Source organism: Arthrobacter sp. STN4 (genome assembly GCF_024539665.1).
In the GTDB taxonomy this organism is placed as follows: domain Bacteria; phylum Actinomycetota; class Actinomycetes; order Actinomycetales; family Micrococcaceae; genus Specibacter.
In genome coordinates, this window is record NZ_JAKZGX010000030.1 from 12084 (window position 1) to 27763 (window position 15680).

The window sequence follows — 15680 nt, forward strand, 5'->3', positions numbered from 1 at the left end:
GTCAGGCGCCGGCCGCTTCCGTGGCGGCCTGCAGGGCCAGCGCGTCCTCGGCCGCGGTCTGTTCCACCAGCCATACCATGAGGGCCTTCTGCGCGTGCAGGCGGTTTTCTGCCTCGTCCCACACCACGGACTGCGGGCCGTCGATGACGGAGCCGGTGATTTCGTAGCCGCGGTAGGCCGGCAGGCAGTGGAGGACTATTGCGCCGGCATCCGCCTTGGCGAGGGCGGCGTCGTCGAGCGCGTAGTCCTGGAACAATTGCAGGCGCGCCTCCTTCTCGGCCTCCTGGCCCATGGACACCCAGGTGTCGGTGACCAGGACGTCGGCCCCGGCGACGGCGCGGTCCACATCCGTGGTGACCAGCACGGAACCGCCGGTGAGGGCGGCCCGTTCCTCGGCGGCGGCCACCACAGCGGCGGCGGGCAGGTACCCTTCGGGTCCGGTGATGCGCACGTGCATGCCGGCCGTGACGCCGGCCAGCAGGTAGGAGTTGGCCATGTTGTTGGCGGAATCGCCCATGTACGTCATGGTGAGGCCGGCCAGTTTGCCCTTGTGTTCCTGGATGGTGAGCAGGTCCGCGAGCAGCTGGCACGGGTGGTAGTCGTCGGAAAGGGCGTTGATGACGGGCACCCTGGAATGGGCGGCCATTTCCTCCAGGCCCTCCTGGGCGTAGGTGCGCCACACGATGGTGGAAACCATGCGCTCGAGCACCCGGGCGGTGTCCGCCACGGATTCCTTGTGGCCGATCTGGGCCTCGCCGGGGTTGATGATCAGCGGGTTGCCGCCCAGTGCGGCCACGCCGGCGGCGAAGGACACGCGGGTCCGGGTGGAGGTCTTGTCAAAGATCACGGCCACGGTCTGCGCGCCCGCGCCGTCGCCGGCAAAGGTGCTCTTGGAATAGGGGGCCTTTTTCAGCCTGGCGGCCAGGGTCAGGACCTCCGCCTGCTCCGAGGGGCTGAGGTCGGTGTCAACCAAAAAGTGCCGGGTCATCAGGATGCTCCTTCGGTGGACTGGGCCGCAACGGCCGTGTCGATGAGGGCGGGCAGTGCCGCCAGGAACGAGGCGGCCTGTTCGGCCGTCAGGTTCAGCGGCGGGGCCAGCCGGATGGTGGTGGGACGGGGCGCGTTGACGATGAAGCCGGCGTCGAGGGCGGCCGTCACCACGCCGGCGGCGACGGGCCGGTCCAGGTCAAAGCCGATCAGCAGGCCGTGCGCACGGACCTCGGTGACGGCGTCGATCCCGGCCAGGCCGTCGGCGAAGATGCGGCTGACGGCGCGCACGTTGGCCAGCACGTCCTGGGCCTCAAGCACGTGCAGCGTGGCCAGGGCCGCAGCCGTGGCCACCGGGTTCCCGCCGAACGTGGTGCCGTGCTGGCCGGCGGACAGGAGCGATGACGGCCCTTCGCCAAAGGTGACGATGGCGCCGATGGGGAATCCCCCGCCCAGGCCCTTGGCCAGGGTCATGGCGTCCGGCTGGATGCCGGCGGCGAGCCCGGCGAACCAGTCCCCTGTGCGGCCCACGCCGGTCTGCACCTCGTCAACGATGAGCAGCGCGCCGGCCTGCGTGGCCAGCTCGCGTGCGGCGCGCAGGTACGCGTCGGAGAGCGGGCGGACGCCGGCCTCGCCCTGGACGGGTTCGATCACGAAGGCGGCCACCGTGTCATCAAGTGCTTCCTTCAACGCCTCGATGTCGTTGAACGGGATGTGCCGGACACCGCCGGGCATGGGTTCGAACGGTTCCCGGTAGGCCTGCTTGGCGGTCAGCGCCAGGGCGCCCATGGTGCGGCCGTGGAAGGCGCCTTCGAGGGCCAGGATGGTGCTGCGTTCCCGTCCGTCCGCGGCCGGGTGTGCCTTGCCGTGGGCCCGGGCGAGCTTGAACGCCGCCTCGTTGGCCTCCGTGCCGGAATTGGCGAAGAACACCTTGGAGCCCTGGGGCGCGTTGCTCAGTTCCAGCAGCTTTTCGGCCAGCGCAATCTGGGTGGGGCTGGTGAAAAAGTTCGAAACGTGGCCCAGGGTGGCCAACTGGCTGGCGATCACGGAGGTGACAAAGGGGTGGGCGTGGCCCAGCGCGTTAACGGCGATCCCGCCCAACAGGTCCAGGTACTCCTTGCCGTCGGCGTCCCACACCACGGCACCGGCACCACGCACGAGGACGCGCTGCGGGCTGCCAAAGACACCCATCAGCGCATTGCCGTAGCGCGCCAGCCACTGCTCGCCGGTGCCCGTGCCTGTCACGGCGGCTGCCGTGGCGGGGAGCTGCACGGACTGGCCGTTGGCCGTCCGGAGCCCTTCGGCACTGGTGTTTTCCGGGCTGGCCCCGGCCGTTTCCTCACTCATGATGCGTCCTCTTCGTCGGGAAAAACCTGGGTGCCGTTGCCGGCGGTGGTCATCAGTTCCAGCAGCATTGAATGCGCGCTGCGCCCGTCGACGACGGCGGCGCGGGCCACCCCGCCGTCGACAGCGTTCAGGCAGGCGCCCATCTTGGGGATCATCCCCGATTCCAGCGACGGCAGCATGGCGCGCAGTTCGCCGGCGCCCAGGGAGGACAACAGGGATGACTTGTCCGGCCAGTTGGCGTAGAGGCCTTCGACGTCGGTCAGGATGACCAGGCGCGAGGCGCCCAGGGCGACGGCCAGGGCCGAGGCCGCGGTGTCCGCGTTGACGTTCAGTACGGTGGAGGCGTCGCCCACCTCGGGCGCCACGGTGGAGATGACGGGGATGCGCCCGGCCTCCAGCAGGTCGATGATGGCGCCGGGGTTCACGCCCACCACCTCGCCGACCAGGCCCAGGTCCACGGGCAGCCCGTCCACGACGGTGCCGGTGCGTTCGGCCTGCAGCAGCGCCCCGTCCTCGCCGGACAGCCCCACGGCGTAGGCGCCGTGGGAGTTGATCAGGCCCACCAGTTCGCGGCCCACCTGCCCGGTCAGGACCATGCGGACCACGTCCATGGCCTCGGGCGTGGTGACGCGCAGGCCGCCCTTGAACTCGCTCTTGATGTCCAGGCGCTTGAGCATCGCGTTGATCTGCGGACCGCCGCCGTGCACCACCACGGGCTTGATGCCCACGTGGTGCATGAACACGATGTCCTCGGCAAACGCCCGCCGGAGGTCGTCGTTGATCATGGCGTTGCCGCCGTACTTGACCACCACCACGGTGCCGGCAAATTGCTGGATCCACGGCAGCGCCTCAATCAGCGACGCTGCCTTGTCCTGCGCGGTTTCCACCGAATCCATCATTCTCTTCCTTCAATTCTTCGCCGTTGCCGGCCCCCGGGGCAGGCCCGGCCGCCGGACCTACGACGAGTAGGCGCTGTTTTCTTCGACGTAGTCATGGGTCAGGTCGTTCGTCCAGATGGTCGCGGAGGCGGCGCCGGCGCGCAGGTCGATCTCGACGGTGACTTCGCGCCCGGCCAGGTCCACGAGGTCGCGGGAGTCGCCAATGGCGCCCTTGCGGCAGATCTGGACGCCGTTGATGCTGACGTTGATCTCGTTCGGGTCGAACACGGCGTCGGTGGTTCCGACAGCGGAGAGCACGCGGCCCCAGTTGGGGTCGTTGCCGAAGATGGCGCACTTGAACAGGTTGGAGCGGGCCACGGCCCGGGAGGCGATCTCGGCGTCGCGTTCGCTGTCCGCGTTGACGGTGGTGATGGCGATGTCGTGCTTGGCGCCTTCGGCGTCGGCGATCAGGGCGCGGGCCAGGGTGGCGCAGACCGTGGTCAGGCCGGCGGTGAACTCGTCCATGTCGGGGATCACGGTCGAGGCGCCGGAGCCCAGCAGCAGCACTGTGTCGTTGGTGGACATGCAGCCGTCGGAGTCGGCACGGTTGAAGGTGGGGCGGACGGCGTCGCGCAGGGCCGCGTCAAGCCCTTCGGGGGCCACCTCGGCGTCGGTGGTGATGACCACCAGCATGGTGGCCAGCCCGGGGGCCAGCATGCCGGCGCCCTTGGCCATGCCGCCAATCGTGTAGCTGTTGCCGTTCGCGTCGGGGGCGGATGTCCAGGCCGTTTCCTTCGGGACGGTGTCGGTGGTCATGATCGCGGCGGCGGCACCGGCCCCGCCGTCGGCCGCCAGCGCTGCCGCGGCAGCCTCCACGCCCGGCAGGATCTTGTCCATGGGGAGCTGCTCGCCGATGAGGCCCGTGGAGCAGACGGCAACGTCCGTGGCGGAAATGCCCAGCACGTCGGCCACCTTCTCGGCGGTGGTGTGCGTGTTTTGGAAGCCCTCGGGCCCGGTACAGGCGTTGGCGCCGCCGGAGTTGAGCACCACGGCGTCCACGCGCCCGTCGCCCAGGACCGTCCGGGACCAGTGGACCGGCGCGGCGGCAACGCGGTTGGAGGTGAACACGGCGGCGGCGCTGCGCTGCGGGCCGTCGTTGACCACCAGGGCGAGGTCGGGGTTGCCGGATTTTTTCAGTCCGGCGGTGACGCCGGCGGCCCGGAAGCCCTGTGCAGTTGTGACGCTCATGGTGCTACTCCTTGGAAGGACAGGCCGGTGCTTTCCGCCAGGCCGAGGGCAATGTTCATTGACTGTACCGCCCCGCCGGCGGTCCCCTTGGTGAGGTTGTCGATGGCGCAGCAGGCCACCACCCGGTTGACGTTGGGGTCGTAGGCGATTTGCAGGGCCGCGTAGTTGGAGGCCTGCACCGACTTGGTGGAGGGCCACTGGCCCTCCGGAAGGACCTTCACGAACGGTTCGCCGGCGTAGGCGTCGACCCAGGTCCGGCGCAGGGCCGCGGCCAGGTCCTGCCCGCCCAGGCCGGCCGCAAATCCGGGTGCCACCTTGGCCGTGGCGGTCGCGAGGATGCCGCGGCTCATGGGGGCCAGGGTGGGCGTGAAGGACACCTTGACGTCGAGGCCGGACGCCTCGGAGAGGCCCTGCTGGATTTCCGGCGTGTGCCGGTGCCCGCCACCGACCCCGTACGGGCTCATGGAACCCATGACTTCGGAGCCGATCAGGTTGATCTTGGCGGCCTTCCCCGCGCCGGAGGTGCCCGAGGCTGCCACGATGACGACGTCGTCCGGCAGCAGGGCGCCGGCGCTAAAGCCGGGCATCAGGGCAAGCAGCGAGCTGGTGGGGTAGCATCCGGGGACCGCGATCCGCTTGGCACCCTGCAGCTTCGCCCGGGCGCCGGGCAGTTCGGGCAGGCCGTAGGGCCAGGTGCCGGCGTGCGGGGAGCCGTAAAACTTTTCCCAGGCCTCGGCCGACTGCAGGCGGTGGTCGGCACCGGCGTCGATCACGAGGGTGTCGGCCGGCAGCTGGGCCGCGATGGCGGCGGACTTGCCGTGCGGGAGGGCGAGGAAGACGACGTCGTGCCCGGCGAGGTTGTCCACCGTGGTGTCGACCAGGATGCGGTCGGCCAGTGCATGGAGGTGCGGCTGCAGTTCACCCAGGCGGGTGCCGGCGTTGCTGTGGGCGGTGATGGCCCCGATGGTCACGTCCGGGTGGCTGGCCAGGAGGCGGAGCACCTCTCCCCCGGCATATCCGCTGGCTCCGGAAACGGCTACTGAAATCGTCATAAAACGACTATACAGCAGAATTATTCATAGATGCCGATATTTATCCATGAAGTTCAGGCGACCGGGGAATTTTCGCACCTATGATGTAAACATCGCTTCCGCCTTTGGTGGCAGGCGCCGATCCAATGCAGTTGACGTCCCCGGGAATTTGAACAGAAGTGGAGTACACCATGACCTCGCGAAACCGTGCCATCGTTGCCGACGCCCCCGGCGGTCCCGAGGTCCTGGCACTGAAGGAAGTGCCGGTTCCCGAGGCCGGGCCAGGCCAGCTTCTGGTGCGCATCGCCGCCGTCGGCGTGAACTTCATTGAGACCTACCAGCGCGACGGCACCTACAACGTCCCGTTCCCCTTCACCCCGGGGGCCGAGGCGTCCGGGACCGTGGTGGCGCTCGGTCCCGGGGTCGAGGAATTTGCCGTGGGCGACCACGTGGCCACGGCCGAGGGCGTGGGCTGCTACGCCGAATATGCCATCTTCCCGGCGGACAAGGCGCTGCCGGTGCCCTCCGCGCTGCCCCTGGACGTCGCCGCGGCCCTGCCGCTGCAGGGCATGACGGCCCACTACCTGATGAATTCCACCTACCATGTGGAACCCGGCCAGACGGTGCTGCTGCACGCCGGCGCCGGAGGCGTGGGCCTGCTGCTGACCCAGATGCTCAAGGAGCGCGAGGCCCGGGTCATCACCACCGTGTCGACGGATGAAAAGGAGGAGCTTTCCCGCGTAGCCGGGGCCGACGACGTCCTGCGGTACGACGGTTTCGCCGAGGCCGTCCGTGAGCTCACCAACGGCGAAGGCGTCGACGTGGTGTACGACGGCGTCGGGAAGGACACCTTTGAAGGTTCCCTGGCGTCGTTGCGGATCAGGGGGACGCTCGTGCTCTTTGGCGGGGCGTCCGGGCAGGTGCCGCCGTTTGACCTGCAGCGCCTCAATTCCTCCGGATCCCTGTTTGTCACCCGTCCCACGCTGGTGCACTACCTGCGCAATCCGCAGGAGCGCCGCTGGCGTTCCGCCGACGTCTTCAACGCGGCGGCGGCCGGAAAGCTGACCGCCCGCATTGGCGCCCGCTTCCCGCTGGCCGAGGCCGGCGCCGCCCACTCGGCGCTCCAGGCCCGGCAGACCACGGGCAAGGTCATCCTGGTCCCGTAACCCCGCCACGGACCCTACCGCTGGGTGGCCCCGAAGCGTTCGCCGGCCAGTTCGACGGCGGCCGCGCGGGCGGCGGAGGCCTCGTCGGCCGTCAGCGTGCGGTCCGCGGCCCGGAAGCGCAGCCCGAAGGCGAGCGACTTGCTCGCCTCCGGGATGCCCTTGCCGTGGTATTCGTCGAACAGTGCCACGTCCTCAAGCAGCTCCCCGGCTCCTTCGCGCAGGGTGGCCAGCACCTCGGCTGCCGGAATTTCCGCCGGCACCACCAGGGCCACGTCCTGGGTGGCCACCGGGAAGGTGGAGATCGGCCTGGCCACGATCACGTCCGGGGCGGCGTCAAAGACCATGCTGGCGTTGATCTCCATGGCCACGGTGCGCGCCGGCAGGTGCTGCTCGGCCAGCAGGCGTGGATGCAGCTCACCGGCATGGCCCACCACCTCGCCCGAGCGCAGCTTCAGCACGGCGGCGCGGCCGGGGTGGAAGGCCTGGTGCGAGCCCTGCTCCACCACCAGGTCCACGCCGGTCACATCGGCCACGAGGCGTGCGGCGTCGATGGCGTCGGCCCAGTCCCAGGCCCGCGGCGTGTGGCCGGGTGCGGCGGCGGTGTCCCTGCCGGTAAAGACGGCGCCGATCGTGAGCGGCTGGTAGGGGATGCCGTCGTACAAGGCGTCCAGGACGTCGTCGGACGGCTTGGCGCCGAGCGGCGGGATGGACGCCGTGCCAAAGGTGCCCGAGGGCAGGAACACGAGGCCGGATTCGAACAATGCCAGGTCGGTGAAGCCGCGCGAGTGGTTGCGCTTCGCCGTGTCAATCAGGCCCGGCAGCACCGAGGTGCGCAGGTAGCCGAACTCCTCGCTCAGCGGGTTGGCGAGCTTGACGGCCCCGCGGGGGGCGCCCGCCTCGGCCACGCCAAAGGTGTCGTTCGCGGCCTTGGACACGAACGGGTAGGCGAGGATTTCCGTCAGCCCGGAGTCCGCCAGGGCCTGGACGGCGCGCCGGCGCTGCTGCTGGGTGCGGGAGTAGCCCCGGCCCGGAGGGGCGATGGGCAGGGTGGCGGGAATCGCGTCGTAGCCCACCAGGCGGGCCACTTCCTCCGTGAGGTCCTCGGGGGTGGCCAGGTCGTGGCGCCAGCTCGGGGCCGTGACGTTCCAGCCGCCGTCGGCCTCCTCAACACCGGCTCCCAGGTCGGTCAGGGAGTCCACCACCTGCTCCGGCGTGAAGTCGATGCCGATGCGGGCGGAGGCGAATCCGGCCGGCAGGAACACGGTGACGGGCGCCGGCTCCGTGCCCACGTCCGTCGCCGTGGTGTCCTCGGTGCCGCCGGCCAGTTCCACGAGCAGGTTCACGGCGCGCTGGGCGGCCTCGTCGGCCACCTCCCAGTCCACGCCGCGCTCAAAGCGCTTGGATGCCTCGGAGGGCAGCTTGTGGCGGCGGCGCGAGCGGGCGATCGAGACTTCCTCGAAGTGGGCGGCCTCGATGAGGACGGAGGTGGTCGCCGGGGTGACCTCGGTGGCGGCCCCGCCCATGACGCCGGCCACGCCGATGGCGCCGGAGGCGTCCGTGATGAGCAGGTCCTCGGTGTCCAGCTTGCGCACCTTCCCATCCAGGGTCTGCAGGGTTTCCCCGGCGGCGGCGCGGCGCACCACGATGTCGCCGGAGAGCTTGTCGGCGTCGTAGAAGTGCAGCGGCTGGCCCAGCTCCAGCATGACGTAGTTGGAGATGTCCACGGGCAGCGAGATGGAGCGGATGCCCGCCAGGCGCAGGCGGGAGGACATCCAGGTGGGGGTTGGCGCGGCCGCGTTGATGCCGTGCACGGTACGGGCCACGAAGCGGTCGCAGCCGGGCAGCCCGTAGATGGGTGCCTGGTCCTCGAGGCGGACGGGGTACCCCGGACCCGACGCGGGCGTGACGGAAACCAAGGACGCCGGATCCATAAAGGGCGTGCCCGTGGCGTGGGCATACTCTCGGGCGGCGCCGCGGATGCTGAACACGTAGCCGCGGTCCGGGGTCACGTTGATTTCGGCGGCCTCGTCCCGCAGGCCCAGCAGTTCCAGCGCGTCGGTGCCCGGCTCCGGGTCCAGGCCCAGGGTGGAGAGCACCAGGATGCCGTCGTGCTCCTCGCCCATGCCCAGCTCGCGCACGGAGGCGATCATGCCTGCCGAGACGTGGCCGTAGGTCTTGCGCGGGGAAATGCGGAAGTCGCCGGGCAGCACGGCGCCGGGCAGGGTGACCACCACCTTGTCCCCCACCTCAAAGTTGTGGGCACCGCACACGATGCCCTGCACGCCGGAGGGGTCAATGCCGTCCCCTTCGAGGGCCTGCGTGGCGCCTTCGGGAACCACACGGACGGAGCACCAGTTGATGGTCTTGCCGTTGCTCTGCGGCTCGGGTTCCTTGGACAGCACCCGGCCCACCACAACGGGGCCGCTGATGGAGTCCAGGGGCCGGTGGACGGCCTCTTCCTCAAAGCCAACCTTGACCAGCTCAGTCATGACGTCTTCTGCAGTTGCTCCTGCCGGCACCTGCGCATACTCGCGCAGCCAAGTCAGTGGAATACGCACGGGCCTAGATCTCCATCCCAAAGTGTTCGCTGAATCGTATGTCGCCCTCGATCATGTCGTGCATGTCGGTGACCTCGTTGCGGAACATCAGGGTCCGCTCGATCCCCATGCCGAAGGCAAAGCCTGAATACTCGTCCGGGTCGATCCCGGCCGCGCGCAGCACGTTCGGGTTGACCATGCCGCAGCCGCCCCACTCAATCCAGCGCGGGCCGCCCTTGGCGCCGGGGTGCCAGATGTCCAGTTCGGCGGAGGGCTCGGTGAAGGGGAAGTAGTTCGGGCGCAGGCGGATGCTGGCCTCGTCGCCGAACATGAGCCGGGCAAAGTGCTCCAGGGTGCCGCGCAGGTCCGCCATGGACAGCTTTTTGTCGATGGCCAGGCCCTCAAACTGGTGGAACACGGGGGTGTGCGTCGCGTCGAGCTCGTCGGTGCGGAACACCTTGCCGGGGCACAGCACGTAGACGGGCAGCTCGCGTTCCAGCAGGGAGCGGACCTGCACCGGGGAGGTGTGGGTGCGCAGGAGCAGGTGGGCCTCGGGCGGCTCCACGAAGAAGGTGTCCTGCATTTCGCGGGCCGGGTGGTCCGGCTTGAAGTTCAGGGCGTCAAAGTTGAACCACTCGGATTCCAGCTCCGGGCCTTCGGCAATTTCCCAGCCCATGCCCACGAAGATGTCGCACACGCGGTCCTGAAGGGTGGACAGCGGATGGCGGGCGCCGGCACGGCGGCGGCGCGGGGCGGCGGTGACGTCGACCGTTTCCTCCACCAGGATGCGGGCGGCGTCCTCGGCCTCGAGCACCTCGGTGCGGGCTGCGAGCGCCTTGGCAACACGGCCCCGGGAGGCCCCCATGAGCTTGCCGGCGGCGGCCTTGAATTCCTTGGACAGCCCGCCGATCCCCCGGTTGGCCAGGCTCAGCGGCGACTTTTCGCCGGTGTGCGCGAGGCGGGCGGCCTTGAGCTCCTCCAGGGTGGCGGCGGCCGCGATGGCTGCGAGCGCCTGCTCGACGGCGGCGCCGACGGCGGCCTCGTCCAGCGGGTCCGGGACGGCGGGGGTGGTGGTCGATTCGGGCGCGGCGGCCGTCTTCTGGGGCGTGTCAGACATCTGCAGTTTTTACCTAAGCTCGTGTGCGGGTAAGCGGCGGTCAGCGCGGGCCGCCACACCCAGTCTAAATGACGGCCCGCACGGTTTTTGAATGGCGGCCGGGCCTTCCGCCGCCCCCACGGCAGTGACTCGTTGCCCATTCGCCATCCCCTTCCTGCGCGCGCGTTGCTAGGCTCAGGGAATGGGCGCCCGTTCATTCCAGCTGCCAAGGCGTACGACGCCGGCCTTCCTCCTTTCGCTTTCGGCCGTCCTCGCACTCTTCCTGTCCGGGTGCGGCGCCCCCTTCGCAGCCCGCCCCACGCACTACCAGCCGGCACCGGCCGCCCTGCAGGACAAGGTGGATTGCCTGGCCACCCCATATTGGAATGAGCCCCTCATGACGGCGCCTCCTGCGGTGGCGGACAAGATGGGCAGTGTGCCCCGGGGCTTTGTGCCGGTGGACGTCGTCGTGTGCCCGCCGGGGCAGCGCATCGTCCCCCAGGCCGGCCCGGAGCCGGCCCGGGCCACCATCCTGGAAGAGCACCACGCGGGGAACTACGGGCCCCTGCTGGCGGCATTGGCACAACCCAGCGACCGGGAGGAGGGCGGCGCGTGTGTCTCCATGGCGGAAACCATTCCGGACCTGTGGCTGGTTGATGCCCGTGGCAAGGCCGTCCACGTCCAGTGGCCGCGCACCGGCTGCGGATTCCCCAAGCCCGGGACCCGGGAGGCCCTGGCGGCCCTGCCGGTGTCATCGTCGAAGACCATCGACACGCGGCCGTCCGGCGCCGTCGAGCAGTTCACTCCCCCGCCTGCACGGGTCCTCGCCGGCGCTGACTGCCTGACGACGGCCCGCTGGTATGAAGGCAACGGCACGGCCGACCCGTCCGCCAAGGACATGGGCAGTATTCCGGCGGGCTTCGAGCCTGCCGCGGCAGTGGAATGCACTGCCTTCGGCCCCAACGCCACGGACGCCCGGGGCACGTGGCGGACCATAACGCAGAAGAGGTTCACGGGGGATCTGGCGCCCCTCGTGAAGGTCCTGCGCTCCCCCAGTGACCGGGCCCTGGGAAAGCTGGTGTGCGAGGCAAACCTGGAAATCATCCCGGACCTTTGGCTGGTGGACGCCGGGGGCCGGGCGGTCCATGTGCAGTGGCCGCTGACAGCGTGCGGGAAGGCCAAGGAGGGACCCAAGGAGGCGCTGGCCCGGCTGACAGTTGTGCAGACCACGGTTTTGAAGGCCGTGCGCCTACCGGCCCCGCAGCCCAAGGACCTGCCCGCGCCCCCGGCCACGGCAACGGCACCGTGAGGGCCGCCCTGCGGGCCCGGCAGTGGGCCAACATGCTGAACCTTTCCACCCCTGCGGGCCTGCTCCTTGCTGCACTGGCGCGCACCCGGGTTGAGCCGGGCCCACAGGGACTGCTGCTGGGCACCGGCTACCGGCCCGCACTGCCGCTCGCCGGGGCGTTTACGGTGGGCAGTGTCGTTTTCTACCGGGCGGACCGGGCCTTCATCGACTCCCGCCCGGAGCTGCTGGCACACGAGGCGGGCCATGCCACGCAATATGCCTGGTGCCTGGGGCTGCCGTTCCTGCCCCTCTACGCCGCCTGCGCCGGGTATTCGTGGTGGCGCACGGGGGATCCCGGGAGCCGGAACTTCTTTGAACGCAATGCGGGCCTGGCGGCCGGCGGCTACCGGCAGCTGCCCACCATCGCCCGGCTGCCGGCCTTGCGCCGCGCCCTGCGCCGGACGTAGCTTGGCAACAACACAGCTTCGGCACCAGCGACAGGCGGGGCGGCCGCCGTCGGCCGGCAGCAGGGAGGCATCAGCATGGGTGAGACCACCACACCGGACGCCGTGACGCTCACTGGACAGGGCACCGTCCCCGCGGCGCCGGACCAGTTCCACATCAACGTCGGCATCGAGGCCCAGCGCGGCACCGTCCGCGCTGCGTACGCGGCTGCCACGGAGGCGCTCAACGCCGTGCAGGCACGGCTCCTCGCCCTGCAGGTGCCCCCCGGGGCCGTCAGCTCCACGGCACTGGACGTCCGGGTGGACACGCGCTGGCAGGACCGCGCCGCCCCCGTCGTCACCGGCTACACGGTCTCCTCAACCCTGAATGTTCTCCTGCGCTACGACGACGGCGCTGAGGACGTCATTGCCGCGGTGGTGGATTCGGGCAACGACAGCGTCCGGCTCAACGGGCTGACCCCCGCCCTGTCCGATGCCACGGCCGCCCAGGATGCGGCCCGCACCCTGGCCTGGGCCGACGCCAGGCGGGCCGCCGAGCTCTACGCGGGCATGGCCGGGCGCAGGCTCGGCACAGTGCGCTCCATCGCCGAAGCCGGGCCCGCCCTGCCCGGCCCCAAGCCCCTGTTTGCCCGGGCCGCAGCCATGTCCGCGGACGCGTCCATGAAGATTGAACCGGGCCAAGGCAATGTCTCGGCGTCCGTCACCGTGACGTGGGAGCTGCTCTAGGGCTCCGGCGCGGCCCTGCACCGCGGGCCTGCGGGATTCAGGCCTGCGGAATCGTGATCTCGCGCTTGAGGATCTTTCCCGTGGGGCCCTTGGGCAGCGCGTCCATGATGACCACGCGGCGCGGGTACTTGTAGGCGGCCACCCGGTCCTTGACAAAGCCGCGGATGTTCTCTGCGAGCGCTGCCGGGTCATCGGCGCCGTCGGCCCCGGCCTTGAGCGCCACCGCCGCATAGATTTCCTCGCCGTGGACGTCGTCGGGGCGGCCCACAACGGCGGCCTCGGCCACGGCCGGGTGTTCGTAGAGCACCTCCTCGACTTCGCGCGGGTAGACGTTGTAGCCGCCGCGCAGGATCATGTCCTTCTTCCGGTCAACGATGAAGAAGACACCGTCCCCGTCCCGGCGGCCGAGGTCCCCGGTGCGGAACCAGCCATCCGGAATGGCCGCCGCGGTGGCCTCCGGATTGTTCCAGTAGCCCTTCATCACGTACGGGCCCGCCACGGCGATCTCCCCCACCGCGCCGGGTTCGACGTCGTTCCCCGCCTCATCGACCACCCGCAGCTGCGCACCGGTCACCGCCGTTCCCACGGACCCCGGCTTGCGGATGCCGTCCACCTGGTTGAAGGTGACCACCGGCGACGTCTCGGACAATCCGTAGCCTTCGAGCATGGTGGCGCCAAAGGTGCTTTCAAACTCATGCAGGATTTCCAGCGGCAGCGGCGAGCCGCCGGACGCTGCCAGGCGCAGGCTGGAGAGGTCGTAGTTACCGCGCCCGGGCGTGCGCAAAAGGGCAATGTACATGGTGGGGACGCCCTCGAAGATGGTGACCTTGTCCCGCTGGATGATCTCCAGTGCCTTGACGGGGTCGAACTTGGGCAGGATGGTCACCGTGGCACCGGCCAGCACGGCCGAGTTCAGGGCGCAGGTCTGGCCGAAGATGTGGAAAAACGGCAGGCCGCCAAAAATGACGTCCCCGTCGCGGCTGCTGAACAGGCTGACGGACACTTCGGCATTGCTGCGCAGGTTTTCATGCGTCAGCTCCGCCCCCTTGGGCTTGCCCGTGGTGCCCGAGGTGTAGAGAATGACGGCGGTATCGCCGGCCTCCGCCGGGGCCACCCCGGCGATGGGGTCCAGGGGCCCGAGCAGGGCCATGAAGCCGGCGTCGATGGGGATGATGGCGGTGCCGGTTTCAGCGGCGGCGGGTGCCACCTCCGCCATGACCCCCTCCCAGGCAAACGCGAGCGACGCGCCGGAATCCCTCAGGTGGTAGGCCACCTCGCGCGCCTTCAACAGCGGGTTCAGGGGCACCACGATGGCCCCGTATCGCAGGATCCCGTAATAGATGGGCGGCATCTGCGGCAGGTTCGGCGAAATCAGGGCCACCCGGTCCCCCGGCTTGATGCCCCGGTCCGCCAGCAGCGCGGCCACCTTGCCGCTGAGCACTTCCAGGGCGGCGAAGGAAATCTCAATGTCGTCCATCTTGATCGCGGTGCCTGACGGGTTTCTTTGTGCGGACACGCCCACCATGGTGGCCAGGTTCGTCATGACGGCTCCTTCTACCTCTGCAGGGAGGCATCGTCGCCTCCTGCCCACAGCCTAGCGCGCCATGATGTGATGTGGACCATATTCCGGCCCCGCCGGCAGGGAGGGCGCCGCGCCCTTTGCCGCCATTGACGAAAGCTAGAAAATATGTTCGAATAATTTCCATGAGGTGGAACGCACAGCAACTCAACCAGCCGCCCCTGGCCCTCGAGGGCGTGCCGGCGGCAGCCCCGCTGCTCCCCCTGGCCGGCCTGGTCAAGAGCGTACAGACGCCCGGGTTTGCCGGCATCACCTTCCACGAGGTGCTGTCAAAGAGCGCCCTGAACAAGGTGCCCGCCACCTCGTCGATGCCGTTTGAGTGGACCGTCAACCCCTACCGCGGGTGTTCCCACGCGTGCGTTTACTGTTTTGCCCGGAAGACCCACACCTACCTGGACCTCGACGCCGGGGCTGACTTTGACTCACAGGTGGTGGTCAAGGTCAACGTGGCCGAGGTGCTGCGCAGGGAGGTGCACAAGCCCTCCTGGTGCCGTGCGCATGTGGCACTGGGCACCAACACCGATCCGTACCAGCGCGCCGAGGGCAGGTACCGGCTCATGCCCGGCATCATCTCCGCCCTGGCCGATTCCGGCACCCCGTTTTCGATCCTCACCAAGGGAACACTCCTGTCCCGGGACATCCCCCTGCTGCAGGCGGCGGGCCGCCAGGTCAGTGTGGGCATGGGCATTTCGCTGGCCCTGCTCGATGAAGGGCTCGCCGCGGCCATCGAACCGGGCACGCCGGCACCCAGGTCCCGGCTGGCCCTCATCGGCAAGCTGCGCGACGCCGGCCTGCCGTGCGGGGTGATGTCGATGCCGATCCTGCCGTGGCTGACGGACTCCGAGGAGTGCCTTGACGCCTTGTTTGCCGCCCTGGCCCATGCGGGGGCCACCGGGGTCAGCGCCGGCGCGCTGTACCTGCGCCCGGGCACGCGCGAGTGGTTCATGCAGTGGCTGGCCCGGGAGCATCCGGCGCTGGTGGGCCGCTACCGGCGGCTCTACAGCCAGGGCTCCTACGCACCCAGGGACTACCGGCAGTGGCTGGCCGCACGCGTCAATGCGGCCAAGCGCCGCCACGGCTTCGGCGGCACGGCCGGCTTCATGCATGATCCCCGCCAGGAAGAGGCCGCCTACCCGGCCGGCAGCCTGCCCATCGGCGGGTCCGGCCACCGGACGCCCGGCGGCGGCACGGCCCGCCAGGGCAGCACCAAGCAGGACAGCACCAAGCAGGACAGCAACCGGGCACGGCGAAGGGCAGGGGCCGCCGTGACTGCCCCTGCCCTTTTTGATGCTGCGCCGATGCTGTTCTAGCCCTCGGGCTGCGCCCGTTTCTC

The 15680-nt window shown here is 69.7% G+C and carries 13 protein-coding genes; 5 read left to right on the plus strand and 8 right to left on the minus strand.

The genetic code is table 11. From position 1 onward, the window contains the following. Position 1: 1 nt before the first annotated feature. The 5 genes from argF to argC are packed head-to-tail and all read right to left on the minus strand — an operon-like array spanning position 2 to position 5512. On the minus strand, positions 2 to 988 hold the full coding sequence (gene argF, locus MMF96_RS16620) for an ornithine carbamoyltransferase (RefSeq protein ID WP_256884192.1): 987 nt from the start codon (positions 986 to 988) through the stop codon (positions 2 to 4). Next, positions 988 to 2334, minus strand: coding sequence for an acetylornithine transaminase (locus MMF96_RS16625; RefSeq protein WP_256884193.1), 1347 nt, complete (start codon positions 2332 to 2334; stop codon positions 988 to 990). The genes argF and MMF96_RS16625 overlap by 1 nt, the downstream gene beginning before the upstream one ends. Then, positions 2331 to 3230, minus strand: coding sequence for an acetylglutamate kinase (gene argB, locus MMF96_RS16630; protein WP_176617359.1), 900 nt, complete (start codon positions 3228 to 3230; stop codon positions 2331 to 2333). Before argB ends, MMF96_RS16625 begins: the two co-directional genes overlap by 4 nt. 60 nt (positions 3231 to 3290) lie before the next feature. Continuing rightward, entirely contained in the window at positions 3291 to 4460 is a 1170-nt protein-coding gene (gene argJ / locus MMF96_RS16635; protein WP_176617337.1) for a bifunctional glutamate N-acetyltransferase/amino-acid acetyltransferase ArgJ, read from the minus strand. Next, complete coding sequence (gene argC, locus MMF96_RS16640; protein ID WP_176617336.1) at positions 4457 to 5512, minus strand: N-acetyl-gamma-glutamyl-phosphate reductase; 1056 nt, start codon at positions 5510 to 5512, stop codon at positions 4457 to 4459. Before argC ends, argJ begins: the two co-directional genes overlap by 4 nt. A gap of 170 nt (positions 5513 to 5682) precedes the next feature. On the opposite strand from argC, the gene MMF96_RS16645 reads away from it, so the two are divergent. Continuing rightward, positions 5683 to 6657, plus strand: coding sequence for a quinone oxidoreductase (locus tag MMF96_RS16645; protein ID WP_256884194.1), 975 nt, complete (start codon positions 5683 to 5685; stop codon positions 6655 to 6657). Between the two features lie 14 nt (positions 6658 to 6671). Here MMF96_RS16645 and pheT read toward each other — a convergent pair whose 3' ends face one another. Further along, positions 6672 to 9215 carry a phenylalanine--tRNA ligase subunit beta gene (pheT, locus tag MMF96_RS16650; protein WP_176617334.1) on the minus strand — a complete coding sequence of 848 codons (2544 nt, stop codon included), beginning with the start codon at positions 9213 to 9215 and terminating at the stop codon, positions 6672 to 6674. A gap of 4 nt (positions 9216 to 9219) precedes the next feature. Further along, on the minus strand, positions 9220 to 10311 hold the full coding sequence (gene pheS, locus MMF96_RS16655; protein WP_176617333.1) for a phenylalanine--tRNA ligase subunit alpha: 1092 nt from the start codon (positions 10309 to 10311) through the stop codon (positions 9220 to 9222). Positions 10312 to 10492: 181 nt separating this feature from the next. Here pheS and MMF96_RS16660 point away from each other — a divergent pair, with 181 nt between their 5' ends. The 3 genes from MMF96_RS16660 (at position 10493) to MMF96_RS16670 (ending at position 12768) form a co-directional block, all read left to right on the plus strand. Beyond that, the gene (locus MMF96_RS16660) at positions 10493 to 11599 is read left to right on the plus strand and encodes a hypothetical protein (protein WP_256884195.1); all 1107 of its coding nucleotides are present in this window, start codon (positions 10493 to 10495) and stop codon (positions 11597 to 11599) included. Then, complete coding sequence (locus MMF96_RS16665; protein WP_256884196.1) at positions 11596 to 12045, plus strand: DUF4157 domain-containing protein; 450 nt, start codon at positions 11596 to 11598, stop codon at positions 12043 to 12045. Before MMF96_RS16660 ends, MMF96_RS16665 begins: the two co-directional genes overlap by 4 nt. Before the next feature lie 75 nt (positions 12046 to 12120). Continuing rightward, entirely contained in the window at positions 12121 to 12768 is a 648-nt protein-coding gene (locus tag MMF96_RS16670; RefSeq protein WP_256884197.1) for an SIMPL domain-containing protein, read from the plus strand. A gap of 37 nt (positions 12769 to 12805) precedes the next feature. On the opposite strand, the gene MMF96_RS16675 is transcribed toward MMF96_RS16670, so the two are convergent. Beyond that, positions 12806 to 14311 (minus strand): long-chain fatty acid--CoA ligase, encoded by a 1506-nt coding sequence (locus MMF96_RS16675; RefSeq protein WP_256884198.1) that lies wholly within the window; start codon positions 14309 to 14311, stop codon positions 12806 to 12808. A 161-nt stretch (positions 14312 to 14472) separates the two neighbouring features. On the opposite strand from MMF96_RS16675, the gene MMF96_RS16680 reads away from it, so the two are divergent. Continuing rightward, on the plus strand, positions 14473 to 15657 hold the full coding sequence (locus MMF96_RS16680; protein ID WP_256884199.1) for an Rv2578c family radical SAM protein: 1185 nt from the start codon (positions 14473 to 14475) through the stop codon (positions 15655 to 15657). Positions 15658 to 15680: the final 23 nt, after the last annotated feature.